This window comes from Enterovibrio sp. QJM3NY_24 (assembly GCF_057786035.1).
Genome location: NZ_CM173520.1, coordinates 1,107,557 through 1,120,973 on the forward strand (window position 1 = coordinate 1,107,557; position 13,417 = coordinate 1,120,973).

Below are 13,417 nucleotides of genomic sequence, written 5' to 3' on the forward strand. Positions count from 1 at the left end.
CTCATGCCACAACCTCCTCTTTGGTGAAGCGGTAGAGATAGTGCGGACCACCCGCTTTCGGACCCGTGCCTGATAGGCCTTGTCCACCAAAGGGTTGCACGCCAACCACCGCGCCAACTTGATCACGGTTGATGTAGCAGTTACCCACTTTTGCGCGTGATTCAATATGCCGATAGGTGTTTTCGTTGCGGCTGTGAACACCCAGCGTCAACCCAAATCCTGCATGATTAATGTCATCAATCACACGATCAAGATGATCAGCGTGATAACGCACCACATGGAGAATCGGGCCAAAGTGCTCTTGAGTCAGCTGCGTAATACTGTTGATTTCAAAGGCCACGGGAGCAATGTAAGTGCCTATTCGCGTTTCACTGCCCATCGGCGCTTTAGCGATGAAGTTGCTGGTTTTAAATAGCTCATTAACGTGATTTTGCAGCTTTTGCTGCGCTAATTCGTCAATCACTGGACCGACATCGGTGGAATGCAGATAAGGTAAACCTACCCGCATTTCTGCCATCGCGCCCTTAATCAAACCAATCACGCGATCAGCGACGTCTTGTTGGACATACAACACACGAAGGGCGGAACAACGCTGCCCTGCAGAAGCAAATGCTGAACGAATCACATCTCGTGTCACCTGCTCTGGCAATGCAGTGCTGTCCACGATCATGGCATTTTGCCCGCCCGTCTCTGCGATAAATGGCACCGGAAGCGCGTGACGAGAAGCCAGTGTTTGGTTAATGCGCTGCGCGGTTGGCGTTGAGCCCGTGAAAGCAACCCCCGCAATACGATCATCACCCGTCAATGCACTACCTACCACAGCGCCACTGCCCGGAAGCAGGTGGATCACGCCTTTCGGTATGCCCGTTTCCAGCAGTAATTCAATGGTGCGGAACGCAGTCAACGACGTTTGCTCTGCGGGCTTAGCCACGACGGTATTCCCCGTTACCAAGGCCGCTGAAATTTGACCGATAAATATGGCTAGCGGAAAGTTCCAAGGGCTAATGCAGGTAAAAACACCTCGGCCTTCACGACGAAGTATCGCCGTCTTGCCATCAAAGCGCGTAAAGGTTTGCAGATCGCTTATCACTTGCTCGGCTTGCACTGGGTAGTAACGGAGAAAATCGACCGCTTCGCGCACTTCATCAATGCTGTCATGAATGGTTTTACCCGCTTCACGGTGACAAAGCGCGACCAACTCGCCCAAGTTCTCTTCCAGCTTGTCCGCAAGCAGAAGTAGGTACTTGCCTCTTTCTGCCGTCGGCAAGGTACGCCAAGCTTCTGTGTTGTCAGCAGCAACAGAAAGTGCAGTATCAACATCATGGGCATTCGCCCAACGAATAACGCCGACGTCAATGCGATGATCATAAGGCGCGACCACGTGGTGCTCACCGCCTAACAAGCGTTCGCCGTTGATAATAGGGCCTGCCTGCCATTGCGTGGCCATGAAGCGTTGAACACTGGCATCAAACGTTTGCCATTCGCTTTCAATGTCGATGGCTACGCCTTGTGAATTTTTTCGCGATTCACCGAAAATCTCATTTGGCATAGGAATACGTGGGTTATGAAGCGTTGGGCGTGATGCCAGCATGTCGACAGGATGCGACGTCAAGTCACTGACTGGGCAACGTGCATCGACCAAACGGTGAACAAACGAACTGTTAGCGCCATTTTCGAGCAAGCGACGAACGAGATACGGCAGAAGGTCTTTGTGACTGCCTACAGGTGCGTAGATACGGACAGATTGGCCAAACATGGCGTGTGCATGGGCATAAAGCGCATCGCCCATGCCATGAAGACGCTGGAATTCATAATCATCATGGCAAGCCATGGCATGAATCGCTGCAACGGTTTGGGCGTTATGGCTAGCAAATTGCGGGAAAATTAGGCCACTAACGTGCTTAGACAGGAGAAAACGAGCACAAGCAAGATACGCAACATCCGTACCCTCTTTGCGTGTGTAGACCGGATAGCCCGGTAAGCCGTTTTGCTGTGACAGCTTAATTTCGCTGTCCCAATACGCCCCTTTGACCAAGCGCATCGGGATCTTGGTGTTGTTTTCGCGAGCTAGAGCGGCAAGCCAAACGATGACAGGGAGAGCACGTTTTGAGTACGCCTGAACAACCAGGCCAAACTGCCCCCACCCTTTGATGTCTTCATGGGTGAACAGCTTTTCGAACAGTTTTAGCGACAGCTCAAGGCGATCCGCTTCTTCTGCATCAATCGTGATCGCAACATTTAGTTCACGTGCTCGTTTGAGCAACCCCAGCACAGTGTCAAACATCTCGCTCAGAACGCGATCTTCATTGGCCACTTCATAACGCGGGTGGAGCGCAGAGAGTTTAATCGAAACCGATGGCGTCGGTGCGCCACCCACTTGAAGATGCTTTGCGACTGTTTCAATCGCCTGCATGTAGTCATTCAGATATTTCTGCGCATCTTGCGTGGTCAGCGCAGCTTCGCCCAACATGTCAAAAGAGTATGAGAAGCCCTTTTGACGCAGTGGCTTGCCATTATCCAGCGCTTCATTGATGTTACGACCCAGCACAAACTGGTGTCCCATCACTTTCATTGCTTGATGCATAGCCTGGCGGATCACAGGCTCAGACATCTTGTTCACAAAGCGGTTTATCACCTTACTGGGACCGCCTTCCTCGCGTTCATCCAAATTGACGACTTTCCCCGTCAACATCAGACCCCACGTTGAGGCATTAACAAATAACGAGTCAGAGCCTTTAAGGTGAGCCTTCCAATCCGCCACGCCTAACTTGTCACGGATCAATGCATCTGCGGTTTTCTTATCCGGTACTCGCATCAAGGCTTCGGCCAAACACATCAGCAAAATGCCTTCTCGAGTGTCCAGACTGTATTCTAGGAGCAGCGCATCAATCATCTGCACCGCTTTTTTATCTGCACGCACCCGCTCAATAAGCTCAGTGGCACGTGCTTCTGCTTCACTGCGTTCCTGCGCCGATGGCGTTGCCAACGGAATCAATGATTCAAGTAGCGTACTTTCGTCCACGCAGTAGTGGGCAGAAATAGCCGGCCACAGATCTTTCGATGGTTGCTCAAGATAGCTTGGCACCAACACATCGGTCGCTTTCAACATAAGCAGATTCCTCTCTCCTTGAAACCACGAGGCAGTGGTAAATGTTACTAATATGTTAGATTATCGACCGATTCTAGGGGTGATATGACGAGGAGTCTTTCAAAATTCTGCGGCATTATTGCAAAAAACTCCGATGATTAACAAACAGAGAACCACTGCCTTTATCAAGGCATAACAATTTATTTCATATCAAATGATTTAGATCAGTGTTGTTGGCGGAAGCGAGATGGCGACATGCCAAAGTATCGGGAGAATGCAGAGGTAAAGCCGCTCTGGGAGGAGAACCCACAGCTGTCTGATATCTGGGTAAGATTGAGTTCGCTGGTACAAAGCAGTTCTTGTGCAAGGTCAAAGCGTTTTTTCAGCACGTACTGATGCGGTGTCACGCCCACTTGGGCTTTAAATAGCTGATGGAACTGACTTTCTGCCAGAAATACCGAGCCAGCCATTTGCGCCACACTGATCTTACGGCTGATATGTTGACGGATATAAAGGTCGATAATATCCATGTTAAGCCGATGACCCTGACGGCGCGGTGCAAGCTGGTCACGAAAGTGTCGCTCCATGACGCAAAGTAAGGTATCCGCGCAGGCTCTACCCAATATAAGGTCATCGGGATTGGCGACCATTTCCGCTGTCAACGCTTTCACTAATACCTGCGCTTGGCTATCCAGTTGAAAATACGCGTCGCGCTGAAACAAGGTATCGACCTTCTGTTTCATGCTCAGCTCACCCATCAGCACCGCATCTGGCAAGTTGATCACCAAAATCTCGTTGTGGCCACGCCCAGAAAATGCATGAAGCTCGGACTCAGACACCAGGCAACCTTGACCCGGCCCGACAAGACTGCCGCGCCCCGAAAGCTCAAACTCTGTTTGGCCTTGCAACCCAATCACTACCTGACGGTAGTCGTGCGCATGCAACGACGGATGGTTGGGTAATGCCATGACTTGCGAGTGCTTCAATTCAGATGCCATAGGATAATGATAGATGACTTAACAGCTTCTATTCTGCCACGCTATCCCTGAAAACAAGAAGTAAAATCGCCACGGAAAGATGATCAAGAGATGGTCAAACTACGGGCAATGTCATTTGGATTGTGATTTTGTGCATGATCTCAACAAAATTTGGCTGTAGATCTCAGTGGTATTCAAGTTCACGAATCAAAGATCAAAGAGGGGGGAACCATAAATAAGCTTGAAAACAACAACTTAAATGAATTTAAATTGAATTCAGGGGTAAATACATCACTTGATCATGCTTTCGATACTTTCTTGTCATGATCAAGCCATGATCATCGTTCCGATGAAAAAGATCCTTCGTTTTTCATATTCACGTTAAGCATCCCGCGGAATTAACATTATTTTCCGAAACGTCAAAATTATGACGCCAAATAATAATTATGCGTCAATAATTACCTTATTCTATTCATCATTAAGTGAGCACCACCCTCTATTTATGGCTTAATCTAAATAAGGGTAAAAATTACTGAGCTATTAATCAAAAGATAGAGATTGATTAATAACGATAAGCATCAAATAATGAGTAACATGGACGAGCTAAATAGCACATACGTGTTAATCTAGCTATTTGGGACAAAGCTTTTCTATTGAAATTCTGAGAATAAGCAAGGGACATATGAAAAGTAATCGCATCACCGCGTTGGTATTCGCGTTATCGCCGATACTTCTTAGTGGTCAATCGCTTGCCAATGACACCAATGTAGCAACCAATGATCCGGTCGTTGCTCTGGAGCAGAAGCTAGCTGATAAAAGAAGTGAAATAGGCTTACACGCTGAAAACCTCCAGACGCAAAGAGATAAACTGGATGCTTTGCTCGCAGAGCGAGAGTCATTAGCAAGTAAAGCGATTGAACTAGAGAAGAGACGGACAATGGCGCAAGAGCGTCTTGATGAACAATTCCGTCGCCTAATCGAAAATCCGGATACTGACCTCACGCAGTATAAAAATGATTATCAATCAGCATGGAAAGCTGTAAAAGAAAATCAAACATCGACGCTTCAAAATGATCAAGTTGTCGCTGAACAAACACGTATTGTTGAAGGTGAAAACCGCCAGAAACAACTGTTGGTAAGCGCACTCGACAATTTGCAAGAATCGAAAAAAGAAGCGCGCGTGAAACGTCTTCGTCAAGAATTGACGTTTGCCGATACTATCGAAGTCGTGCATACCATTACGTGTAGCGAGTCGATGACGCTGGCAGCATGTTCGAATCAGGGCAAAACCCTGACGATGCAAAAAGCGGTCAACACTTTCCAATCACACGTCTTAGATAAAGTAACAGAATCTTCTACCGCCAAGCTCAATGCCAACCGTGTCTCGTTCAACATTCATGTGATGAACAGTAACGTGGTAGATAGCGGCTTTAGTGGAAACAACCGTTATATCACCCGTATGCAAGCTGAAATGCGTAGCCAGCCTGACGAGAATGCTTCCTGTAAGCTACTCGATTTTGCTGAGCGCTATTGTGTTGAGAAATCATTCACTTCTGCCAAGGCTTCGCCAAAGCAGCAAGCTAAACGCTGGGTGAACGTAAAAATCCGCTCAAATCGCTTTGAAGATAACGTTACGATCAATGGCGTCACTTATGGTTCTACTCCGGTAGAAATCATGCTTCCAGCAGGCCAGCACCAGCTGACTGTCGAAAAGCCAGGGTTCGAAGCGTATAGCCGTCAAATGTACATGAACAAAGATTCTGTCGTTTGGGCGAGCTTAAGAGAGCAGGAGAACCGTCCTAAACCGGGAAAGCAATTCGCTGACAAACTCTCGAACAATCGTCAAGCACCCAAAATGGTCGTTATTGGTGCAGACCAATACAACGTAGGTTTTGAAGCGAAACAACCTGTGCTTGTCGACCAACCTTTCTCCATTGCTGCTACGCCGGTAACAGTGAAACAATTTGGTGAGTTTGTCGCTACAACCGGTTATGTGACAGAAGCTGAAGAAGGGCAGGGTTGTACGTCCCTTGTGAACGGCGAACCGAAACAACTACTGAACCATAACTGGCGCAAGCCAGGCTTTGAACAAGCTGATAACGCGCCTGTGGTATGCATTACCCGAGACGATGCATTGGCTTATTCAAAATGGTTAAGCAAGCAAACAGGCTTCGACTATACATTGCCTTCAGAAGTTCAGTGGGAAGTCGCTGCTCGTGCAGGTAGTGCGTCAGACTTTTGGTGGGGTAACGACATCGGTGTTGGTAATGCCAATACAGGCTGGAGCGGAACCAGCTGGTCAAACAAAAGTACGTCACCAGTAGCCAGTTTTCCTGCCAATCCTTTCGGTATTTACGATACCGCAGGTAACGTTTGGGAATGGGCGGAAAGTCAGGCTCCCGTTGCTCGTGGAGGTGCTTGGAGCTTTTCACCAAGCAGTGCTCGTGTTGCTGAACGCTTAGAGCTGAAATCTGATTTAAGTGCCAACTATTTAGGGTTCCGTGTGGTAAGAAACATCTAGTTTAACCACCGTTTTCCTACTCAGTCCCTTTAAAGCCCGTCACATCACGTGACGGGCTTTTTCTTTGGTAAATAAAAATCACAAGAAATGCATAGAACACAAGACATACAAACCGGGATCTACATCCCCAATAAAAAACAATCTCATCAATAAATCGAAAACTAGTACATTCCCCCCCTGCCCGACTTTCTAGCATCTGCGTATAGTAATAACTGAACAGCACATATTGCAGTATGATGCTGTTTCATCACTGAATTTACCTCGGTGACCCATTTATTCTCGATACATTTACCCAGATACTCGAGAGTAGGTGGTCTCTTCTACACGTCGAACAGGACGATGCTCGTATGAGCAAAACTCTTGTCTTTACCGGCTCCCTACGAGCCGGTTTTTTTTCGCCTAAATCGCCCAAAATATGATACAGTCTCAAAAAATTGTAAACACTTACAATACACTGCAAGTTAAGGTATCCACCTAATCGTGTTATGAAAATATCTCATCTCCCTCCTCTTAATGCCATCTTCGAACAAATGCCTGGCTGCTGGGGATGTAAAAACACCGACTCTACGTTTGTGCACGTTAACAAAGAATTTTCCGAGCTTGTCGGCGCGATATCACCGGATGCACTCGTCGGAAAAACAGATTTCGATATGTCTCAGCCGTTATCTGCTTATGCAAAGATCTTCCAACAACAAGACATACAGGTAATGAAATCAGGGCGCTGCATGCGTGTCCTTAACGTTCATCCTTATCCGGACGGTCAATGGCGAGCCCATATCTTTACCAAAGTGCCGTGGTATTGCGATAACGGACAGATCAAAGGCATTCTATTTCATGGACAAGCAGTGAATAACAGCGCGATGTTGGAAGTTGGGCAATGGATATGTAAAGCGATAGGGCATGAGCCACCCTGCCCACCGACGAAGGAGAGTGAACATTGTCATCAACCTCCGCTCACGCCCCGAGAATCAGAGGTGCTTTTTCTTCACCTTTATGGCAAGAAACCGCAGTCCATTGCCAAGATATTGGGCGTATCCGTAAAAACCGTCGAAAATCACTTTGCCAATCTCAGGATCAAACTGGGCGCTTCGAGTAAAACCGAGTTAGTCGATAAAGCCCTTGAATTAGGCATTGGGTCCTGTATTCCTGACACCTTGCTGAGGCAGCAAATGGCATTGGTGATATCAGAATGAACCACTTCTGAATAGGAGAGCATAAAAGGGAAAGTAGAGAGACAGTGACAAAAAAGCAGCTTACGCTGCTTTTTCAAAATAGGTTTCTAAACGGCAAGGCACTTACGGAGCAAGACGCTCTATCTCCCAATCACCCTCACTTTCTTCTTGGTAAATAAACCTGTCATGCAGGCGGTGCTCACCGCCTTGCCAAAATTCAACCGAAGAAGGCTTAACGCGAAAACCGCCCCAAAAAGTGGGTACCGGTACTTCACCCTTCTCGAACTGCTGTTTCAGCTCCATGTATTTGCTTTCAAGTGCGGTACGCGCAGTAATGCGTTCACTCTGACGGCTCGCCCATGCAGCAAGCTGGCTCTCTTTTGGGCGAGCAAGAAAGTACTTCATCACCTCAAGCTTGCTCAACTTTTCTGCCGTTCCGGTAATGTGTACCTGACGCTCCAACGGGTGCCATGGAAAATGTAAGCTGATACGCGCGTTATCCGCCAACTGCTTGGCTTTACGGCTACCAAGATTGGTATAAAACACAAAGCCGCCATCATCCACATGCTTTAGCAGCACAATACGTTGAAAAGGCTGACCGTTTTCATCAACCGTGGCAACCGTCATTGCTGTAGGGTCAGGAAGCTTCGCTTCAATGGCTTGTTTGAGCCAATGTTCAAAGAATTGAACAGGGTTTTCAGGCAGGTCTTTGCGTCTCAATCCGCCTTGGTTATATTCTCTTCGAATATCATACAAATCCATTGTGGTGCTCCGAGTTCTGTTTTCGTCATTTTGAGGTGGCTGGACGCTTTTCTCAAGCGAATTTCATGGCTTTAAGTCTTGGTCGCGTTTGTAAGTTCCATAAACGCCACGCTGGTCCACTCGCCCATTTATAACCGTCATTTATCAGGGATGCTATGCGCCGACGTTTCTTTATTTCAATAGTGACTGTCATTGGTGTGCTTTTGACTTCTCTCGTCGCTGCTCTCACTTACTATTCCGTCGAAAAGCGTTTTGACAGCGGCATCAAAACAGATGTGTATCAGTTGCAAGAGAAACTCGCAGCGGAATTGGCTAGATACAGTGAAATTCCCGTTGTTCTCTCTGCCGATCCACGGTTGATACGCATGTTGCGAGTCCCGAAAAGCAAACGTCTTCTCACCAACACGAACCAATTACTGGCTGATTGGAATGCACGCTTAAATAGCGATGTCATCTATGTGATGGATCGTAACGGGCTAACCATCGCCTCAAGTAATCATCAAGAAGAAGGAAGCTTTGTCGGTCACAACTACAACTATCGTCCTTACTATCAGCAAGCTATTGAAGGTAATAAAGGGCGATACTACGCTTTGGGCGTAGTATCAGATAAGCGTGGCTATTACTTTTCATACCCAATATGGGATGGCGTCACAATCACTGGCGTACTGACGCTCAAAGTCGATCTCTCAATCATTGATCGTATCTGGGATCAACAAAAGTTTGATTACCTGATCGCGGACCCTCTAGGTGTTGTGTTTTATAGCTCTCGTGACGAATGGCTCTATCAATCCTTGTCGATACTCACTGAGAATCAAAAAAAAGCAATTCGCGCATCGCGTCGCTACGGCGACTCGGCGCTCAGTAACCTAACTGACTATCAAGACATAGAAGAAACCAAGCCTTTGTCAGACCTGTCTTTAGGCATTATGGCCCAAGACAGAGAAAGTGTTTTGCTCTCAAGCACCGACCTGGGAAGCGCAGGATGGCGGATCTATGGTTTTATTCCTACTAGCAATATTTGGCCGGTGGTCATTCAAGCAACGCTGCTTTTTGCGACTTTCTATGCGCTGCTGATATTGGTGATCACCGCTTGGCTGCAAACGCTTAAAACGCAAAGAAAACTCGCTATTCTCAATGATGAACTAGAGCAAAAAGTGGCTTCTCGCACAGCAACTCTCGAAGAAACCAACTCTGCGCTTCGTCTGAGTATTCAACAATACGAGGAGACACAACAAGCGTTGCGCCAGACCGAGTCAGAACTCATTCAAGCCGCTAAGCTTGCCATGCTGGGCGAAATGTCCGCCAGCATTAATCACGAAATCAACCAACCACTGGCAGCCATGCGTACTTACACAGAAAACAGCCTCAAGTTGATGCAAAAAGAACGCTATGACGCCGTCAATGGTAATTTAACCACGTTAAATGAGCTGATAGGGCTCGTTGCGGAGATTGTGGCGCGATTTAAAATCTTTGCCCGCAAACAAAACGAAAGCAGCAAATCTCGAGCCTCTATTGACGATGTGGTGATGGCATCTATCCAACTTTCAGAAGCGAGCTTCAATAAAAATGGTATTCACATCGAATGCAATGTGCCAGAAGAAGGTCTTCGAGTGAATGCCGATACCGTCCAGCTTGAACAAGTGGTTCTTAACCTACTAAGCAATGCGTCCCAATCGGTCGCCAGCACAGCTTCTGCGCAGATTGGCATTACCGTCGAAACTCACCTCGATCGCGTGTCACTGCACGTTTGGGACAATGGCCCGGGGATGGATAACAACACGAAGAAGCAGATATTTGCGCCCTTCTATACCACCAAAAAAGAAGGACTGGGCTTAGGTCTCACCATTTGTCGTCGAATCGTCGAAGGATTTGGCGGCAGTTTACAAGTGCGAGACCATACTTCTGGCGGCGCTGAGTTTATTGTCAACCTGCAACGGCTTTACGATGGGGACACGCCAATATGACGCACGAAATATGGATTATCGATGACGAACGATCTATCCGAGAAGCATTGAGTCAAACCTTGGAAATTGAAGGGTTCCAATCGCGCACCTTTTCCTCTGCCACCGAGGCATTGAGCCAACTCAACAATTCCTTCGAAGGCGTCATAGTGTCTGACATCAACATGCCTATCATGGATGGCATGAGCTTTCTAACTAAAGCGCAGTCCGTCGATCCAGAACTGTCGGTTGTCATGTTAACGGGGCATGGTGATATCTCTACTGCCGTTTCCGCCATGCGAAAGGGTGCTTATGACTTCCTCGAAAAGCCTTTTTCAACGGATCACCTGCTAGATGTGCTGCGCCGTGGTATCGAAAAACGCCGCCTGGTGATGGAAAACCGCGAGTTAAAACGAGAACTCGAAACTCAAAGCGCACCCGGTCCGCGTATTCTTGGTAACTGCGAGTTGATAAAACAACTTCGGCGTTCAATATTCCATTTAAAAGACCAATCAGGGGATGCGTTGTTACAAGGCGAAAGAGGCACCGGAAAAGAGCTTGCTGCGCGTTTTATTCACGACCATGGCAATCGACAAGATGAACCTTTCATCTCGTTCAAATGCCGACAAATACCCGAAGCCTTGATGGAAATCGAATTGTTTGGCACAGAGCAGAGCGCATTCACTACTTTACCCACCTACAAAAACAGTAAAATTGCCGCGGCAGGAAAAGGCACCTTGTTTATCGATGGTATCGAAGCACTAACGCCAAGCGTGCAAGACAAAATAAGCGCCTTACTATCTTCGTCATCTCGACCTCGAATTATCGCATCAACAAGGGTTGATCTGCTTAATAGCACAAAGCAAAACATGTTTTCTCCCCCTCTATTCGATTCTATATCCATGACCACTTTGCACTTCCCACCATTGAGAGAGCGAGGAGATGATATTATTACGCTCTGCCAGAATTTTTTCCGTACCACCGCATCGCGTTTCGGTATTGCCCCACCGAATTTAGATCTAGAACACAAAACCATGATCATGAACCACCGTTGGAATGGCAATGTACGCGAACTCAGAACCTTTGCAGAGCGTTGGGTATTGATGGGTGAGCAATCACTAGAAAACGATAGCCGCAGCGAACATGAAAAAGAACACGACTCACTGGGCGAGAGAATGCAAAAATTTGAAAGGGCGATACTTTTTGATTCTCTCAATCGACACAACGGCATGCTCAAAGAAGTGCAAACAGAGCTTGGACTTGCGCGAAAAACGCTGTACGAAAAACTCAAAAAACATCATCTAGACAAAGAAAACTTTAAGGGTTGAGTTCAACCCTTCAATTCCTCTACATCCCGCATTTTTACTGTGATCAACATTGATTCCAATATTCTCATTCATAAGAGTATTGAGACGAGTCACAGTCGGTAGACTGATTCAAATTAGTGAGAATCTAATAGATAAACTACTCTTACATAGTAAGTTTCGTTGATTTTATAGTTGGTAAAACAATGACAAAACGCGATCAGTCTGGGTCTAGACTGCCAGCCAGTGAACACCTTGATTACATTGACGACAAAACAGCCGCACTTTTGCTCTCTACACCAAGAAGCGCAAGAGTTCTGCTGTGGGTGATCGTGCTATTTCTTTCCATCAGTGTCTTTTGGGCGTCATTCGCTGAATTAGACAAGGTCACTGTCGGCCAGGGTAAGGTGATCCCTTCATCTCAACTGCAAGTGGTTCAAAACCTCGAAGGGGGTTTAGTCAAAGAGTTACTGATCCGAGAAGGTGATGTCGTCACCAAAGGGCAACAGCTGCTGTTGATTGATGACACTATGTTCCGCTCAGATTTTCGTGAGCGTGTCCAAGAGTTAACCAGTTTGCGAGGCGATTCAGTGACACTGCGAGCACTGGTTGATTCGGTAGTTGTCGATCCCAATACTGATATTGGCAACTGGCTACAAGCCGTTACCCTTCCCCGGACGCCGCTCGAATTTGATCCAGTTTTTATCGAAGAACACCGCTCAGTGGTGTCTCGGCAACGCGCTGAATACAGAGATAAACTCAATAATTTGCAGAATCAGCTGTCAGTGACGTCTCAACAAATACGACAAAAAGAACAAGAACTGATTGAAGTAAAAGCGCGGGTTCAAAACCTCAAACAAAGCTATGGCTACGCCCGAGAGGAATACAACATAACCAAACCGCTTGCCGATGAAGGGGTAGTTCCTCAAATCGATTTATTAAAACTACAACGACAAGTGAATGACACCAAAAGAGAGCTTTCATCTGCAGAGCTTTCCGTGCCCTCTTTATCATCTTCATTGCAGGAAATGGTATTCAAGCACATTGACGTCGCGTTGAAATTCCGTGGTGAGCAGCAAGATCGCTTGAACGACGTAGAAGACAAGTTACTCGCGATGACCGAAACCCGTGTCACGCTGGCTGACAGAGTGGAACGTACCGTGGTGTTGAGTCCTGTTGATGGCACGATTAAAAAGCTCCACGTCAATACCGTTGGCGGCGTTATTCAACCTGGCATGGATTTAGTGGAAATCGTCCCCAGCGAAGACAATCTTTTGATTGAAGCCAAAATTGCCCCGCAAGATATTGCTTTTCTGCGTCCGGGGTTAGAAGCCATCGTAAAATTCAGTGCTTATGACTTCACGGTATATGGTGGCCTCACAGGCATCCTTGAAACCATCAGTGCAGACACGATTCAGGATGAAGAAGGCAACAGCTTTTATCTGGTAAAAATTCGCACCGAATCAAACAACATCGGAGATGGGAAAGAACTGCCTATCATCCCCGGAATGACGGCATCAACAGACATCATTACAGGAAAGCGCAGCGTTCTTGACTACCTACTAAAACCAATATTACAAGCTCAGAAATCAGCACTTCGAGAATAAGCTGATCAGAAAACTGTTGGACTGATATTTCGGTCATTTATAGGGG

General features: G+C 47.0%; 8 protein-coding genes. 5 read left to right on the forward strand and 3 right to left on the reverse strand.

Going from position 1 to position 13,417, the window contains the following annotated elements:
• Nucleotide 1: 1 nt before the first annotated feature.
• Both putA and AC3CIC_RS21135 read right to left on the reverse strand, forming a co-directional pair.
• Nucleotides 2-3,109 (reverse strand): bifunctional proline dehydrogenase/L-glutamate gamma-semialdehyde dehydrogenase PutA, encoded by a 3,108-nt coding sequence (gene putA, locus AC3CIC_RS21130; protein ID WP_488516119.1) that lies wholly within the window; start codon nt 3,107-3,109, stop codon nt 2-4.
• 203 nt (nt 3,110-3,312) lie between these two features.
• Nucleotides 3,313-4,086, reverse strand: a complete 774-nt coding sequence (locus tag AC3CIC_RS21135; RefSeq protein ID WP_016959908.1) for an AraC family transcriptional regulator — start codon at nt 4,084-4,086, stop codon at nt 3,313-3,315.
• A 661-nt stretch (nt 4,087-4,747) separates the two neighbouring features.
• Here AC3CIC_RS21135 and AC3CIC_RS21140 point away from each other — a divergent pair.
• Nucleotides 4,748-6,586, forward strand: a complete 1,839-nt coding sequence (locus AC3CIC_RS21140) for an SUMF1/EgtB/PvdO family nonheme iron enzyme (protein WP_488516120.1) — start codon at nt 4,748-4,750, stop codon at nt 6,584-6,586.
• 485 nt (nt 6,587-7,071) lie between these two features.
• Nucleotides 7,072-7,779 (forward strand): helix-turn-helix transcriptional regulator, encoded by a 708-nt coding sequence (locus tag AC3CIC_RS21145; protein WP_488516121.1) that lies wholly within the window; start codon nt 7,072-7,074, stop codon nt 7,777-7,779.
• A gap of 102 nt (nt 7,780-7,881) precedes the next feature.
• Here the strand turns inward: AC3CIC_RS21145 and pdxH are convergent, their stop codons facing one another.
• Complete coding sequence (gene pdxH, locus AC3CIC_RS21150) at nt 7,882-8,520, reverse strand: pyridoxamine 5'-phosphate oxidase (protein WP_488516122.1); 639 nt, start codon at nt 8,518-8,520, stop codon at nt 7,882-7,884.
• 155 nt (nt 8,521-8,675) lie between these two features.
• Here pdxH and AC3CIC_RS21155 point away from each other — a divergent pair, with 155 nt between their 5' ends.
• The 3 genes from AC3CIC_RS21155 (at nt 8,676) to AC3CIC_RS21165 (ending at nt 13,371) form a co-directional block, all read left to right on the forward strand.
• Nucleotides 8,676-10,484 (forward strand): sensor histidine kinase, encoded by a 1,809-nt coding sequence (locus tag AC3CIC_RS21155; protein WP_488516123.1) that lies wholly within the window; start codon nt 8,676-8,678, stop codon nt 10,482-10,484.
• Nucleotides 10,481-11,788, forward strand: a complete 1,308-nt coding sequence (locus AC3CIC_RS21160; protein WP_488516124.1) for a sigma-54-dependent transcriptional regulator — start codon at nt 10,481-10,483, stop codon at nt 11,786-11,788. Before AC3CIC_RS21155 ends, AC3CIC_RS21160 begins: the two co-directional genes overlap by 4 nt.
• 182 nt (nt 11,789-11,970) lie before the next feature.
• Nucleotides 11,971-13,371 carry an HlyD family type I secretion periplasmic adaptor subunit gene (locus tag AC3CIC_RS21165; RefSeq protein ID WP_488516125.1) on the forward strand — a complete coding sequence of 467 codons (1,401 nt, stop codon included), beginning with the start codon at nt 11,971-11,973 and terminating at the stop codon, nt 13,369-13,371.
• Nucleotides 13,372-13,417 lie beyond the last annotated feature (46 nt).